The organism is Kitasatospora sp. NPDC002522, from assembly GCF_053595195.1.
Genome location: NZ_JBSFXE010000007.1, coordinates 173932 through 189477, shown reverse-complemented (window position 1 = coordinate 189477; position 15546 = coordinate 173932). Strand labels below are relative to the sequence as shown.

At 71.1% G+C, this 15546-nt stretch carries 13 protein-coding genes; all 13 read right to left on the bottom strand.

The annotated features are described in order from the left end of the window. Positions 1-70: 70 nt before the first annotated feature. The 13 genes from ACWD4U_RS08410 to nuoE all read right to left on the bottom strand — a co-directional run bounded on the left by ACWD4U_RS08410 (position 71) and on the right by nuoE (position 15523). Positions 71-730: a response regulator transcription factor gene (locus ACWD4U_RS08410; protein ID WP_363455379.1), complete on the bottom strand. Its 660-nt coding sequence runs from the start codon at positions 728-730 to the stop codon at positions 71-73. A gap of 153 nt (positions 731-883) precedes the next feature. After that, positions 884-1897, bottom strand: coding sequence for a polyprenyl synthetase family protein (locus tag ACWD4U_RS08405; protein ID WP_363455231.1), 1014 nt, complete (start codon positions 1895-1897; stop codon positions 884-886). 162 nt (positions 1898-2059) lie between these two features. Further along, entirely contained in the window at positions 2060-2644 is a 585-nt protein-coding gene (locus tag ACWD4U_RS08400; protein ID WP_363455233.1) for a Uma2 family endonuclease, read from the bottom strand. 142 nt (positions 2645-2786) lie between these two features. After that, complete coding sequence (gene nuoN, locus ACWD4U_RS08395; RefSeq protein ID WP_363455236.1) at positions 2787-4424, bottom strand: NADH-quinone oxidoreductase subunit NuoN; 1638 nt, start codon at positions 4422-4424, stop codon at positions 2787-2789. Next, positions 4421-6034, bottom strand: coding sequence for an NADH-quinone oxidoreductase subunit M (locus ACWD4U_RS08390; RefSeq protein ID WP_363455239.1), 1614 nt, complete (start codon positions 6032-6034; stop codon positions 4421-4423). The genes nuoN and ACWD4U_RS08390 overlap by 4 nt, the downstream gene beginning before the upstream one ends. Beyond that, positions 6034-7932 (bottom strand): NADH-quinone oxidoreductase subunit L, encoded by a 1899-nt coding sequence (nuoL, locus tag ACWD4U_RS08385; protein ID WP_363455242.1) that lies wholly within the window; start codon positions 7930-7932, stop codon positions 6034-6036. Before nuoL ends, ACWD4U_RS08390 begins: the two co-directional genes overlap by 1 nt. Positions 7933-7947: 15 nt before the next feature. Next, positions 7948-8247, bottom strand: a complete 300-nt coding sequence (gene nuoK / locus ACWD4U_RS08380; protein WP_099901806.1) for an NADH-quinone oxidoreductase subunit NuoK — start codon at positions 8245-8247, stop codon at positions 7948-7950. After that, positions 8244-9098, bottom strand: a complete 855-nt coding sequence (locus ACWD4U_RS08375) for an NADH-quinone oxidoreductase subunit J (protein WP_363455246.1) — start codon at positions 9096-9098, stop codon at positions 8244-8246. Before ACWD4U_RS08375 ends, nuoK begins: the two co-directional genes overlap by 4 nt. Next, complete coding sequence (gene nuoI, locus ACWD4U_RS08370; RefSeq protein WP_363455249.1) at positions 9095-9685, bottom strand: NADH-quinone oxidoreductase subunit NuoI; 591 nt, start codon at positions 9683-9685, stop codon at positions 9095-9097. The genes ACWD4U_RS08375 and nuoI overlap by 4 nt, the downstream gene beginning before the upstream one ends. Positions 9686-9691: 6 nt before the next feature. After that, positions 9692-11020 carry an NADH-quinone oxidoreductase subunit NuoH gene (gene nuoH, locus ACWD4U_RS08365; protein WP_363455252.1) on the bottom strand — a complete coding sequence of 443 codons (1329 nt, stop codon included), beginning with the start codon at positions 11018-11020 and terminating at the stop codon, positions 9692-9694. Then, complete coding sequence (locus tag ACWD4U_RS08360) at positions 11017-13458, bottom strand: NADH-quinone oxidoreductase subunit G (protein WP_363455255.1); 2442 nt, start codon at positions 13456-13458, stop codon at positions 11017-11019. Before ACWD4U_RS08360 ends, nuoH begins: the two co-directional genes overlap by 4 nt. Then, positions 13455-14813, bottom strand: coding sequence for an NADH-quinone oxidoreductase subunit NuoF (gene nuoF / locus ACWD4U_RS08355; protein ID WP_363455258.1), 1359 nt, complete (start codon positions 14811-14813; stop codon positions 13455-13457). Before nuoF ends, ACWD4U_RS08360 begins: the two co-directional genes overlap by 4 nt. Further along, entirely contained in the window at positions 14813-15523 is a 711-nt protein-coding gene (gene nuoE, locus ACWD4U_RS08350) for an NADH-quinone oxidoreductase subunit NuoE (protein ID WP_363455382.1), read from the bottom strand. The genes nuoF and nuoE overlap by 1 nt, the downstream gene beginning before the upstream one ends. Positions 15524-15546: the final 23 nt, after the last annotated feature.

Below are 15546 nucleotides of genomic sequence, written 5' to 3'. Positions count from 1 at the left end.
GGCATCCTAAGCGGGCGGGGCACGGCTGGAAGGGAACTCGCACGGTCCGTCGGGTCAGGTCAGCAAGCCGTCAGAAGTCGAGGTACGCGAGCACCGCCAGAACCCGCCGGTGATCGTCCTGGCTCTGCCCCAAACCCAGTTTCTGGAAGATGTTCGACACGTGCTTCTCGACCGCACCGTCCGACACCACCAGTTGCTTGGCGATCGCCGCGTTGGTCCGGCCCTCGGCCATCAGGCCCAGCACCTCGCGCTCACGGGGCGTCAACTTCACCAGGGTGTCGACCTGTCGACTGCGGCTCAGCAACTGCTGCACCACCTCCGGGTCGAGCGCGGTGCCGCCCTGCGCGACCCGCACCACCGCGTCCTGGAACTCCCGGACCTCGGCCACCCGGTCCTTCAGCAGGTAGCCCACCCCGCGGGTCGAACCCGCCAGCAGCTCGCCCGCGTACTGCTCCTCGACGTGCTGCGACAGCACCAGCACGCCCAGCTCCGGATACCGCTTGCGCAGCTCCACGCAGGCCCGTACGCCCTCGTCGGTGTGCGTCGGCGGCATCCGCACGTCCGCCACCACCACGTCCGGCAGACCGTCCCCCGCGTGCAGCTCGTCCACCGCCCGCAGCAGCGCCTCCCCGTCACCGACCCCCGCCACGACCTCCATCCCCCGGTCCGTCAGCAACCGCGTCAGCCCCTCCCGGAGCAGCACGGAATCCTCGGCGATCACGACTCGCAACATAGGGCGAACCCTACCCAGCGAGGGAACCGATCAGGGGCTCTGGGGGCACCTCCCAGCCCCCCCTTGGGGCTGGGGGCGGAACTGCGAGAACCGGAAGGCGCACGTCGGCAAGATCGCGGCACGGAGAGCGACTTGCACGTGGGTGCGCCCCTACATCGTCCGGATCGCCACCGTGTCGCACAGCTCCTGCAGCGCCGCCTTCGCCGGGCAGTCCGGGAGCGGCTCCAGCAGCGCCCGGGCCTCCTCGGCGTAGCGCAGCGTCTCGCGGCGGGCCCGCTCCAGCGCCGGGTGGCGGCGCAGCAGCCGCAGGGCCTCGGCGTGGGCGGCGTCGTCCGCGGCGAGGTCGGTGTCGAGCAGCTCGCGGAGGCGGACGTCCTCGGGATCGGCCGGGTCGACCGGCATCTGACGGAGCAACAGCACCGGCAGGGTGGGGACGCCCTCGCGCAGGTCGGTGCCGGGGGTCTTGCCGGACTCCGCGCCGTCGGAGGCGATGTCCAGGACGTCGTCGGCGAGTTGGAAGGCGGTGCCGATCCGCTCGCCGTACTGGGTGAGCAGGTCGACGATCCACCGCTCGGCGCCGGCCATCAGCGAGCCGAAGCGGCAGGAGACGGCGATCAGCGAGCCGGTCTTGCCGGACAGCACGTCCAGGTAGTGGCGCAGCGGGTCGTCCTCCGGGCGCGGCCCGGCGGTCTCCAGGATCTGGCCGGTGACGAGCCGTTCGAAGGCGTCGGACTGGATCCGGACCGCTTCCGGGCCGAGGTCGGAGAGCACCTGGGAGGCGCGGGAGAACAGGAAGTCGCCGGTCAGGATGGCGACCGAGTTGTCCCAGCGGCTGTTGGCGCTCGGGGCACCGCGGCGGACCGGGGCCTCGTCCATCACGTCGTCGTGGTACAGCGTCGCCAGGTGGGTCAGCTCGACGACCACCGCGGAGGGCACCACGCCGGGCGCGCCGGGGTCGCCGAACTGCGCGGCCAGCATCACCAGCAGCGGCCGGAACCGCTTCCCGCCGGCCTCGATCAGGTGGCTGGCGGTCACCGTGATGAACGGGACGTCGCTCTTCACGGCCTCGACCAGGGCGGCCTCCACGGCCTCCATCCCGGCCTGCACATCGCGGGTCAGATCGCGGTCCTGCACGCTCAGCCCGAAGGGCCCCACGACGGTCACGCTGACCACTCCTGTCCCTGGTCGATCCACCGGGCCGGTCCCTCGGCTCCGCTGGTGCACATACAAGGCAGCGTATCCGGTCCCGAGTGGATCACTGCACGGGCATGGCCCTCCCCCACCAGGTGGCGGGAGCGGAACGTCCGGCCAAGGAAAGGCGAACGCTCAGCGCGGGAACACCCGCGCCAGATCCACCTCGACGGGGAACGGGAACGCGGTGCTCAACTTGCCGTGGTGCACCGCGACCCCGGGCGCGGGCGCGTAGACCCCGGTCTCGTCGTCCAGGTGGAACTCGTACACCACCGGCAGGTCGTCCTCGCCCCGCTCGACCCGCCAGAAGAACGGCACCCCGGCCTCGGCGTACATGCCGGGCTTGCGGAAGCGGTCGTCGCTACGCGAGCCGTGGGAGACCACCTCGACGGCGAGGGCGACGGCCGCGACCGGGACGCACTCCAGCGTGAAGAAGTCGAGCCCGGTGCGGTCGAAGACCACCACGTCGGGCTTGAGCACGTTGCAGGGGTCGACCAACACACACTGTTCGGCGTTGACCTGGTACGGATCGCGGCGAGCACTGCGAAGCGCAAAGCCCAGTTCGCCCCGCACGGTGTCGTGCCACAGATTGGTCATGCCACGAACCACGATCGCCCCATCCACCAACTCGAACTCGAAGGGCAGATCGAGGTCCTTGACCTGGTCGTAGGTCCAGCCTTCGGAAGGCGGGGACGTCCAGTCGATCGGTTCGGCAGTCATGGTCACCTCCTGCGCCCAGTCTATGGGCCGAGGCTATGGCGGCCAATGAAGCCGAAACGGTTCACCAGCTCGAAGATCACCCCTCGAACAGCCGTCCGGCCCCCGTCCCGGGGGTGGGAGGGGGCCGGCGGGTGAAGGAGGGTCAGCGGACGAAGAGGGAGGCCTTGGAGGCGAGGTCGAGGAAGTACTGGGGGAGCAGGCCGAGGCCGAGGGTGACCAGGACGCCGACGGCGATGGCGGTGGCGGTGAGGGGGCTGGGGACGGCGACCGCGGGGCCGGAGGGCTGCGGGTCGGAGAAGAACATCAGGACGATGACCCGGATGTAGAAGAAGGCGGCGACCGCGGAGGAGAGCACACCGACGATGACCAGCGGGGTCGCGCCGCCCGCGGCGGCGGCCTGGAAGACCGCGAACTTGCCGGTGAAGCCGGAGGTCAGCGGGATGCCGGCGAAGGCGAGCAGGAAGAGCGCGAAGACCGCGGCGAGCAGCGGCGAGCGCCGGCCGAGCCCGGCCCAGCTGGAGAGGTGGGTGGCCTCGCCCTTCGAGTCGCGCACCAGGGTGACCACGGCGAACGCGCCGAGGGTGACGAACGAGTAGGCGAGCAGGTAGAAGAGGACCGCCGAGACGCCGCGCTTGTCGGTGGCGATCAGGCCGGTGAGGATGAAGCCGGCGTGCGCGATGGAGGAGTAGGCGAGCAGCCGCTTCACGTCCTGCTGGGTGACGGCGAGGATCGCGCCGACCACCATGGTCAGGATCGCCACGCCCCACATGACGGGCCGCCAGTCCCAGCGCAGGCCGGGGAAGGCCACGTAGAACAGCCGCAGGAAGGCACCGAACGCGGCGGTCTTGGTGGCGGCGGCCATGAACCCGGTGACCGGTGTCGGGGCGCCCTGGTAGACGTCCGGGGTCCAGGAGTGGAACGGCACCGCGCCGACCTTGAAGAGCAGGCCGACCGCGAGCATGGCCAGGCCGATCAGCAGCAGCGCGTCGTTCTGGGTGGTGACGGCGAGCGCGGGGGTGACCGGGGCGACGCCGGAGACCACGTCGGCGATCTCGCCGAGTTGCACGGTGCCCGCGTAGCCGTAGATCAGCGCGGTGCCGAACAGGAAGAACGCCGAGGCGAACGCGCCGAGCAGGAAGTACTTGACCGCGGCCTCCTGCGAGAGCAGGCGGCGGCGCCGGGCGAGCGCGCACATCAGGTAGAGCGGGAGGGAGAAGACCTCCAGCGCCACGAACATGGTCAGCAGGTCGTTGGCGGCGGGGAAGAGCAGCATGCCGCCGACGGCGAACAGGGTGAGCGGGTAGATCTCGGTGGTGCGCAGGCCCTCGCGGGTCGCCTCGCGCTCCTGCTCGCCGCCGGGGACGGTGGCGGCCTGCGCGGTGAAGGCGTCGATGCGGTGGCCGTTGATGCGCGGCTCCAGCCGGCCCTCGGCGTAGGTGAGGACGGCGAGCACCGCGGTCAGCAGGATGACGCCCTGCAGGAAGAGCGCGGGGCCGTCGATGGCGACGGCGCCCATCGCGAGCAGTCCGGCCTTGGTGGTGGCGTGGCCCTGGGCGGCGAGCACCACCACCGCGGCGAAGGCGCCGCCGAGGCCGAGCAGGGACAGGCCCAGCTGGGTGGAGGCGCGCAGCCGGCGGGGCAGGAAGGCCTCGGCCAGGATGCCGAGCACGGCGGCACCGAACACCACGAGCATCGGCGAGAGTTCGCCGTACTCGATGTGCGGGGCGGGGATGCTCGGGCTGTTGCCGCCGGCGGCGGCCAACAGGTGGGTGGAGATCACTGGTGCTCACCTCCGGGGGTGGCGGCGACCGGGTGGGCCGGTGCGGGGTCGGTCTGGTGGACCTGGCTGAGGGTGTCGTTGACGGCCGGGTTGACCAGGTCGGTGAGCGGCTTGGGGTAGACGCCCAGCAGCAGGGTCAGGGCCACCAGCGGTGCCACGACCGCGAGTTCACGGACCTTCAGGTCCTGGATGCGCTCGTTGCCGGCCTTCACCGGGCCGGTCATGGTGCGCTGGTAGAGCAGCAGCGCGTACAGCGCGGCGAGCACGATGCCGAAGGTGGCGACGATGCCGATCGCCGGGTAGCGGCTGAAGGTGCCGACCAGGACCAGGAACTCGCTGACGAACGGCGCCAGGCCGGGCAGCGAGAGGGTGGCCAGGCCGCCGATCAGGAAGGTGCCGGCCAGCACCGGGGCGACCTTCTGCACGCCGCCGTAGTCGGCGATCAGGCGGGAGCCGCGGCGGGAGATCAGGAAGCCGGCCACCAGCATCCACGCGGCGGTGGAGATGCCGTGGTTGACCATGTAGAGGGTGGCGCCGGTCTGGCCCTGGCTGGTCATCGCGAAGATGCCCATGATGATGAAGCCGAAGTGCGAGATGGACGCGTAGGCGACCAGCCGCTTGATGTCCTTCTGGCCGATCGCGACCAGCGCGCCGTAGACGATGCCGATCAGCGAGAGCACCAGGATCGCCGGGGCGAAGTCCTTGGAGGCGTTCGGGAACAGGCCGAGGCAGAACCGCAGCATCGCGAAGGTGCCGACCTTGTCGACGACCGCGGTGATCAGCACCGCCGTCCCGGGGGTGGCCTCGCCCATCGCGTTGGGCAGCCAGGTGTGCAGCGGCCACAGCGGGGCCTTGACGGCGAAGGCGAAGAAGAAGCCGAGGAACAGCGCCCGCTCCGCGTTCGGGTCGATGGCGAGCTTGCCGGAGGAGATGGCGTCGGTCAGCGCGGTGAGGCTGAAGGTCGCCTGCCCCTGGTCTCCGGCCACCACGTACAGGCCGATCACGGCGGCCAGCATGACCAGGCCGCCGAGCAGGTTGTACAGCAGGAACTTGACGGCGGCGTAGGAGCGCTGGCTCGCCGAGTCGGGTCCGCCGGCCCGGTCGCCGAAGCCGCCGATCAGGAAGTACATCGGGATCAGCATGGCTTCGAAGAAGACGTAGAACACGAAGACGTCGGTGGCCAGGAAGGACACCAGCACCATCGCCTCGACCGCCAGGATCAGCGCGAAGAAGCCCTGGGTGCGGCGCTTGGACTCGAACGAGCCCTCCGGCACCGACGGGTCGGCGTCGTGCCAGCCGGCCAGCATGACCAGCGGCACCAGGACCGCGGTGAGCAGCACCAGGACGGTGCCGATGCCGTCCGCGCCGAGCGAGAAGCTGATCCCGAAGGACCGGATCCAGCTGTACGACTCGGTCAACTGGTAGCGGGCGCCGCCGGGTTCGAAGGTGGCGGCGACCGCGGCGGCCAGGCCGAGGGTGACGGCGGAGACCGCCAGCGCGACGGTCTTGGTGGTGCGCCGCCGGGCCTCGGTGGTGCCGGCCGGGAGCGCTGCGGTGAGCACCGCTCCGGCGGCCGGGACGGCACAGGTGGCGGAGAGGAGGTAGCTCATCAGACCGACCTCATCAGGAGAGTGGAGGCGACCAGCACCAGCGTGCCGCCGAACATGGAGAGCGCGTACGTGCGGACGTAGCCGGTCTGGATCCGGCGCAGCCGGCTGGAGATCCCGCCGATGGCGGCGGCCAGGCCGTTGACGAAGCCGTCCAGGGCCTTGCTGTCGAAGTAGACCAGCGTGGCGGCGAGCGCCGAACCGGGGCGCACCAGGACGGCGTGGTTGAAGTCGTCCTGGAGCAGGTCGCGGCGGGCGGCCCGGGTGAGCGCGGAGCCGACCGGCGGCGTGACCGGGACGGGGCTGCGGCCGTACATCAGGTAGGCGACGGCGACGCCGGCCAGCATGCACACCGTGGTGAGCGCGGTGACGGTGAGCGCGGAGAGCGGGGAGTGGCCCTCCTCGTGGCCGGTGACCGGCTCCAGCCAGTGCAGGAAGGAGCTGCCGATGGTGAACAGGCCGCCCGCGAAGACCGAGCCGAAGGCCAGCACGATCATCGGGATGGTCATGGTCCGCGGCGACTCGTGCGGGTGCGGCTCCTCGCCGGTCTCCGCGGAGACCTGCCAGCGCTTCTCGCCGAAGAAGGTCAGCACCATCACCCGGGTCATGTAGAACGCGGTGACGGCCGCGCCGACCAGGGCGCACAGGCCGAGGATCCAGCCCTCGGCGCCGCCCTTGGCGAACGCCGCCTCGATGATCTTGTCCTTGGAGAAGAAGCCGGACAGCCCGGGGAAGCCGATGATCGCCAGGTAGCCGAGGCCGAAGGTGGCGAAGGTGATCGGCATGTACTTGCGCAGGCCGCCGTAGTGACGCATGTTCACCTCGTCGTTCATGCCGTGCATGACCGACCCGGCGCCGAGGAACAGCCCGGCCTTGAAGAAGCCGTGGGTGACCAGGTGCATGATCGCGAAGGCGTAGCCGATCGGGCCGAGGCCCGCCGCCATGATCATGTAGCCGATCTGCGACATGGTCGAGCCGGCCAGCGCCTTCTTGATGTCGTCCTTGGCGCAACCGACGATCGCACCGAAGATCAGCGTGACCGCGCCGACCACCACCACGGCGGTCTGCGCGTCCGGCGCCAGGTTGAAGATCGCCGCGGAGCGGGTGATCAGGTAGACGCCGGCGGTGACCATGGTCGCGGCGTGGATCAGCGCGGAGACCGGGGTCGGGCCCTCCATCGCGTCGCCGAGCCAGGACTGCAGCGGCACCTGGGCGGACTTGCCGCAGGCGGCCAGCAGCAGCATCAGCGCGATCACGGTGAGCTTGCCCTCGCTCGCCTGGGGCGCGGTCTGGAAGACCGGCCCGAAGGCGAAGGAGCCGAACTGGACGAACATCACCATGATCGCGATGGACAGGCCCATGTCGCCGACCCGGTTGACGATGAACGCCTTCTTGGCGGCCGTCGCGGCGCTCGGCTTGTGCTGCCAGAAGCCGATCAGCAGGTAGGACGCGAGACCCACGCCCTCCCAACCGACGTACAGCAGCAGGTAGTTGCCGGCGAGAACCAGCAGCAGCATGGCGGCCAGGAACAGGTTCAGGTAGGCGAAGAAACGGCGCCGGCGCTCGTCGTGCGCCATGTAGCCCACCGAGTACAGGTGGATCAGCGTGCCGACGCCCGTGATCAACAGGACGAAGGTCATCGAGAGTTGGTCGAGCTGGAAGGAGACGTCGGCCTGGAAGCCGTTCACCGGGATCCAGGTGTACAGGGTCTCCGTGACGGCGCGGTGCTCGGCGTCCCGGCCGAGCATGTCCGCGAACAGGGCCAGCCCGAAGGCGAAGGAGAGTGCTGCCAGCAGGGTGGCGAGCCAGTGCCCGAACCGGTCCAGGGCCCGGCCGCCGAGCAGCAGCAGGGCCGCACCGGCCAGTGGCGCTGCCACCAGCAGCGGAATGAGAGAGTTCACTGAAGGGCCCTCCGCCTACAGCTTCATCAGGTTGCTGTCGTCGACCGAAGCGGAGTGCCTGGTCCGGAAGATGGAGACGATGATGGCGAGGCCGACCACGACCTCGGCCGCCGCGACCACCATCGTGAAGAAGGCGATGATCTGGCCGTCCAGGTTGCCGTGCATCCGGGAGAAGGTGACCAGCGCCAGGTTCGACGCGTTCAGCATCAGCTCGACGCACATGAACAGCACGATCGCGTTGCGCCGGATCAGCACCCCGGAGGCGCCGATGGTGAACAGCAGCCCGGCGAGGTAGAGGTAGTTGACGGGGTTCACTCCGCCGCCTCCTTCGTCTCCTTGGTCGGCACGGTCTCCAGGGCCTTGCGCGGCCCGGTCACCGGCGGACGGGCGGAGGACGGCCGGTCCAGCCAGTCGGCGGTGGTCTCCTCCAGCTCGGCCATCCGGCGCAGCATCTCCTGGCTGACGTCGCGGATCTGGCCGCGCTCGCGCAGGGTGCCCATCACCGAGTCCTCGGCGATCGTGCCGTCGGGCAGCAGGCCCGGGATGTCCACCGCGTTGTGCCGGGCGTACACGCCGGGGGCGGGCATCGGCGGCACCTGGATGTTGTCCTTGACGCGCTGGGCGGCGAGCTGACGCTGGGTCAGGCGCTCGACCACCCGCTCGCGGTGGGTCAGCACCATGGCGCCGATCGCGGCGGTGATCAGCAGCGCGCCGGTCACCTCGAAGGCCCACACGTACTTGGTGAAGATCAGCCGCGCCAGGCCCTGCACGTTGCCCTCGGCGTTCGCCTCGGACAGACCGGTGAAGTGCGACAGGTGCGCGTTGGCCAGGCCGGCGATCAGCAGCACCCCGAAGCCGAGGCCGCAGAGCACCGCGGCGACCCGCTGGCCCTTCAGCTGCTCCTTCAGGGAGTCCGCCGAGGTGACGCCGACCAGCATCACCACGAACAGGAACAGCATCATGATCGCGCCGGTGTAGACCACGATCTGCACCACGCCCAGGAACACCGCGCCCTGCGCCATGTAGCAGACCGCCAGCGCCAGCATGGTGGCGGCCAGGCAGAGCGCCGAGTGCACCGCCTTCTTCATCAGCAGCATGCCGAGCGCGCCGCCGACCGCGATCACGGCCAGCACCCAGAACTGCACGGCCTCGCCGGTGGAGGTCATGACTGCGCCTCCTTGTCGCGTGCGTGCTTCTCCTGCACCTCGGTGCCGGGCGCCGCGCCGGTGATCTCGCCCCGGTAGTAGGCGCCGTCGTCGGCGCCGGGGAAGATCGCGTGCGGGGTGTCGACCATGCCCTCGGTCAGCCCGACCAGCAGCTGCTCCTTGGTGAAGATCAGGTCCTGGCGGGAGGAGTCGGCGAGCTCGTACTCGTTGGTCATGGTGAGCGCCCGGGTCGGGCAGGCCTCGATGCACAGCCCGCACAGGATGCAGCGGGCGTAGTTGATCTGGTAGACCGCGCCGTAGCGCTCGCCGGGCGAGTAGCGCTCCTCCTCGCGGTTGTCGGCGCCCTCGACGTAGATCGCGTCGGCCGGACAGGCCCAGGCGCACAGCTCGCAGCCGACGCACTTCTCCAGGCCGTCGGGGTGCCGGTTCAGCTGGTGGCGGCCGTGGAAGCGCGGAGCGGTGGGCTTCTTGTACTCCGGGTACTGCTCGGTGAGCCGCTTCTTGAACATGGCCTTGAAGGTCACGCCGAAGCCGGCGGCCGGCCCGAGGACTGACTTCTCGGACTTCTCGGACGATTCCTCTGACATGCGCGCTCAGCTCCCTTCGGAATGGTCGGCCCCGTTGAGGGCGTCCTGGAGTTGCGGGGTCCGGCGACGGCGGCGCGGGACGGGCGGCAGTTCCTGGCCGGGCAGCGGCGGCACGGGGTAGCCGCCGGCCATCGGGTCGAAGGCGGGGGCCTCGGCCGCGGGCGGCTGCGCGGGCTTCTTGCGCAGCAGGTCGGTGACGAGCGCGAGCAGCAGGATCGCCGCCAGCGGGGCGCCGACGTACAGGATCACCTTGGCGAAGTCGTAGCCCTCGTTGCGCAGCGCCCGGACGGTGGCCACCATCACCAGCCACACCAGCGAGACCGGGATCAGCACCTTCCAGCCCAGCTTCATGAACTGGTCGTAGCGCAGCCGGGGCAGCGTGCCGCGCAGCCAGATGAAGAAGAACAGCAGCAGCTGGATCTTCAGGACGATCCACAGCATCGGCCACCAGCCGTGGTTGGCGCCCTCCCAGAAGGTGGAGATCGGCCACGGTGCGCGCCAGCCGCCGAGGAAGAGCGTCGAGGCGACCGCCGAGACGGTGACCATGTTGACGTACTCGGCCAGCATGAACATCGCGAACTTCAGCGAGGAGTACTCGGTGTTGAAGCCGCCGACCAGCTCGCCCTCCGCCTCCGGGAGGTCGAACGGGGCTCGGTTGGTCTCACCGACCATCGCGATGATGTAGACGATGAACGAGACCGGCAGCAGCACCGCGAACCAGGTCGGCTGCTGCGAGGCGACGATCTCCGAGGTCGACATCGAGCCGGAGTAGATGAACACCGCCGCGAAGGACAGGCCCATCGCGATCTCGTAGCTGATCATCTGGGCGGCCGAGCGGACACCGCCGAGCAGCGGGTACGTGGAGCCGGACGACCAGCCGGCCAGCACGATGCCGTAGATGCCGATCGAGGCGGTGGCCAGGATGTACAGCAGCGCGATCGGCAGGTCGGTGAGCTGCAGCGGGGTCCGGGTGCCGAAGATCGACACCTCGTCGCCGGCCGGGCCGAACGGGATCACCGCGAACGCCATGAACGCGGGGATCGCCGAGACGATCGGCGCCAGGATGTAGACCGCCTTGTCGGCGCCCTTGACCACCAGGTCTTCCTTGAGCGCCAGCTTCACGCCGTCCGCGAGGGACTGCAGCATGCCCCAGGGGCCGTGCCGGTTGGGGCCGATGCGCAGCTGCATCCAGGCGACGACCTTGCGCTCCCAGACGATCGCGATCAGCACCGTGAGCACCAGGAAGGCGAAGCAGAACACCGCCTTCAGCAGCACCAGCCACCACGGGTCGCGGCCGAAGAAGGCGAGCGTGTCGTAGGCAGCAGCGAGGCTCATGATTCCTCCGCCGGGGCGATGGTGACCAGGTGGCCGACCGTGGTGCCGAGGGCGCGGTGCACGCCGCCGTCCGGCGTCGAGTTGAGCGGCAGCCAGACCGTGCGGTCCGGCATCGCCGCGGTGATCTCCAGCGGCAGGGTCAGCGACCCGCCCGGGCCGGTCACCCGCAGCGCGGCGGTCGCGCCGAGTTCGGCGGCGGTGGCGGCGGAGATCCGCGCCACCACCGGGTGCCGGGTGCCCGCGAGGTGCGCGTCGCCGTCCTGCAGCGAGCCGTTGTCCAGCAGCATCCGGTGGCCGGCCAGCACCGCCTGGCCGGTGGCCGGACGGGGCAGCGGGGCGGGGTGCGCGGCCGGCGCGGCCGGGCGGTCGCCCTCCCACGGGGTGAAACGATCCAGCTCCAGGCGGGCGGCGCGGACGTCGGGCAGGCCGATCGGCCGGTCCAGGGCGTCGGCCAGCATGCTCAGCACCCGCACGTCGGAGTGCAGGTGACGCTGCATCAACTGGTCGGCCTTGATCGCCGGTTCGAACATCCGGACCCGGCCCTCCCAGTCCAGGAAGGTGCCGGCCTTCTCGGCGACCGCGGCGACCGGCAGCACCACGTCGGCGTGCGCGGTGGCGGCGGACGGGCGCAGCTCCAGCGAGAGCACGAACTCGGCCCGGGTCAGCGCCTCCTCGGCGAGCGCCGGGTCGGGCAGGTCCTCCAGGCCGACGCCGCCGAGCACCAGCGCGTCCAGGTCGCCCTGCACGGCGGCGGCCAGGATCTGGCCGGTGTCCCGGCCGGTGCGGGCGGGCAGCTCGGCGACGCCCCAGTGGGCGGCGGCCTCGGCGCGGGCCGCGGGCACCGCGACCGCGCGGCCGCCGGGCAGCAGCCCGGGCAGCGTGCCGGCCTCGACCGCGCCGCGCTCGCCGGCCCGGCGGGGCACCCAGGCGAGCCGGGCGCCGGTGGCGTGGGCCAGCCGGAGCGCGGCGGTCAGGCCGCCGGTGGTCTGCGCCAGGCGCTCGCCGACCAGGATCACCGCGCCGGGCGAGCGCAGCGCGTCCGCGCAGCGTCCGGCGTCGTCGGCGAGCACCTCGTCGCCGGCCAGCGCGCCGAGCCACTCGGCCTCGGTGCCGGGGGCGGCGGGCAGCAGCGCGCCGTGCAGCTTGGCCAGGCCGCGGGTGGCGTGCGAGGCGATCGCGAAGACCCGCAGCCCGCTCGCCCGGTTGGCCTTGCGCAGCCGCAGGAAGACGATCGGCGCCTCCTCCTCGGCCTCCAGTCCGACCAGCAGCACGGCCGGGGCGGCTTCGAGCTGACGGTAGGTCACCCCGGTGCCGTCCAGGTCGGTGCCGTGTCCGGCGACCGCGGCGGCCAGGAAGTCGGCCTCCTCACCGCTGTGCGGGCGGCTGCGGAAGTCGACGTCGTTGGTGCCGAGCGCGACGCGGGCGAACTTGCCGTAGCCGTAGGCGTCCTCGACGGTGACCCGGCCGCCGGCGAGCACCGCGGCGCGGGCGCCGCGCAGGCCCTCGGCGGCCCGGGTGAGCGCCTCCGGCCAGGAGACCGCGACGAGTTCACCGTCCTGCCGGACCATCGGGGAGGTGAACCGGTCGCGCTGCTGGGCGTAGCGGAACGCGAACCGGCCCTTGTCGCAGTTCCACTCCTCGTTGACCTCCGGCTCGTTGCCGGCCAGGCGTCGCATCACCTTGCCGCGCCGGTGGTCGGTGCGCTGCCCGCAGCCGGCCGAGCAGTGCTCGCACACGCTCGGCGAGGAGACCAGGTCGAACGGGCGGGAGCGGAACCGGTAGGCGGCGGAGGTGAGCGCGCCGACCGGGCAGATCTGGATGGTGTTGCCGGAGAAGTACGAGTCCAGCGGCTGGTCGTCGCCGGTGCCGACCTGCTGCAGCGCGCCGCGCTCGACCAGGTCGATGAACGGGTCGCCGGCGATCTGCTGGGAGAAGCGGGTGCAGCGGGCGCACAGCACGCAGCGCTCGCGGTCCAGCAGGACCTGGGTGGAGAGCGGGATCGGCTTCTCGTAGGTGCGCTTGTGCCCCTCGAACCGGGACTCCGCGTCGCCGGTGGACATCGCCTGGTTCTGCAGCGGGCACTCGCCGCCCTTGTCGCAGACCGGGCAGTCCAGCGGGTGGTTGATCAGCAGCAGCTCCATCACGCCGCGCTGCGCCTTCTCGGCGACGGGCGAGGAGAGCTGGGTGCGCACCACCATGCCTTCGGCGACCGGGATGGTGCAGGAGGCGACCGGCTTGCGCTGCCCCTCGACCTCCACGATGCACTGGCGGCACGCCCCGGCGGGGTCGAGCAGCGGGTGGTCGCAGAAGCGCGGGATCTGGGTGCCGATCTGCTCGGCGGCGCGGATCACCAGCGTGCCCTTGGGGACGCTGACCTCGACGCCGTCGATGGTGAGCGTGACCAGCTCGGTCTGGGTGGAAGGCTCCGTGACCGTCACGCGTGCACCTCCCTCTCGGTGGTGGACTCGTGGACGGAGGCCCGGCCGGCCCAGACGGTGGACGCCGCCGGGTCGAACGGGCAGCGGTGTTCGTTGATGTGCTGCTCGTACTCGTCGCGGAAGTGCTGCAGCGAGGAGACGATCGGGCTGGCCGCGCCGTCGCCGAGCGCGCAGAAGGACTTGCCGTTGATGTTGTCGGCGATGTCCAGCAGCTTCTCCAGGTCGCCCGCCTCGCCCTGGCCGGCCTCGATCCGCTCCAGCAGCTGGACCAGCCAGTACGTGCCCTCGCGGCAGGGGGTGCACTTGCCGCAGGACTCGTGGGCGTAGAACTCGGTCCACCGGGTGACCGCGCGCACCACGCAGGTGGTCTCGTCGAAGACCTGCAGCGCCTTGGTGCCGAGCATGGAGCCGGCCGCGCCGACGCCCTCGTAGTCGAGCGGGACGTCCAGGTGCTGGTCGGTGAACATCGGGGTAGACGAGCCGCCCGGGGTCCAGAACTTGAGGCGGTGCCCGGCCCGGACGCCGCCGGAGATCTCCAGCAGCTGGCGGAGCGTGATGCCGAGCGGGGCCTCGTACTGGCCGGGGTTGGTGACGTGCCCGGAGAGCGAGTACAGCGTGAAGCCGGGGGACTTCTCGGTGCCCAGCGACTTGAACCAGTCCTTGCCGCGGGCCAGGATCGGCGGCACCGAGGCGATCGACTCCACGTTGTTGACCACCGTCGGGCAGGCGTACAGGCCGGCGATGGCGGGGAACGGCGGGCGCAGCCGGGGCTGGCCGCGGCGGCCCTCCAGGGAGTCCAGCAGCGCGGTCTCCTCACCGCAGATGTACGCGCCCGCGCCGGCGTGCACGGTGATGTCCAGGTTGATGCCGGAGCCCTGGATGTCCTTGCCGAGCAGCCCGGCCTCGTACGCCTCGGCGACCGCCGCCTGCAGGCGGCGCAGCACCGGGACGACCTCGCCGCGCAGGTAGATGAAGGCGTGCTCGCAGCGGATCGCGTACGAGGCGATGATCATGCCCTCGATCAGCGAGTGCGGGTTGGCGAACAGCAGCGGGATGTCCTTGCAGGTGCCCGGCTCGGACTCGTCGGCGTTCACCACCAGGTAGTGCGGCTTGCCGTCGTTCTGCGGGATGAACTGCCACTTCATGCCGGTCGGGAAGCCGGCGCCGCCGCGGCCGCGCAGTCCGGAGTCCTTCACCAGCGCGATCACCTCGTCGGGGGCCATCGCGAGGGCGCTGCGCAGGCCGTCGTAGCCGCCGTGCCGGCGGTAGGTGGCCAGGGTCCAGGGACGCTGGTCGTCCCAGGAGGCGGAGAGCACCGGGGAGAGCAGCTTCTCGGCCGGCTCGGCGGAGGTCATCACGCTTCCGTCCCTTCGTGCCGGGGGGAGACCACCTTGGCGCCCGGGGTGCCGGGCAGCGCCTCGCCCCTGGCCAGCCGCAGTCCGGCCAGCGAGGGGGCACCGCCGGCCCCGGACTCGTCGACCGCGCCGGGCCGCTGGTCGGCGAAGCCGGCCAGCATCCGAGAGGTCTCCTTGAACGAGCAGAGCTTGGCGCCGCGGGTGGGGTGCACCTCGGTGCCGGCCCGCAGCTGGTCGACCAGCTGCTTGGCGCTCTCCGGGGTCTGGTTGTCGAAGAACTCCCAGTTGACCATCACCACGGGCGCGTAGTCGCAGGCCGCGTTGCACTCGATGTGCTCGATCGAGATCGAGCCGTCCTCGGTGGTCTGGTTGTTCTCGATCCCGAGGTGCTGCTTCAGCTCGCCGAAGATCTGGTCCCCGCCGAGCACCGCGCACAGCGTGTTGGTGCACACGCCGACGTGGTACTCGCCGGCCGGGCGCCGCCGGTACATCGTGTAGAAGGTGGCGACCGCGGTGACCTCGGCGGTGGTCAGCTCCAACTGCTCGGCGCAGAACCGGATCCCGGTGCTGGAGACGTACCCCTCCTCGGCCTGCACCAGGTGCAGCAGCGGCAGCAGCGCCGAGCGGGAGTGCGGGTAACGGCCGATCAGTTCGGCGGCGTCGGCGGCCAGTCGCTGCTCCACCTCCGGCGGGTAGGGCTTGGCCGGCATCGCCGGCAGGCCGAGTTCTGTGC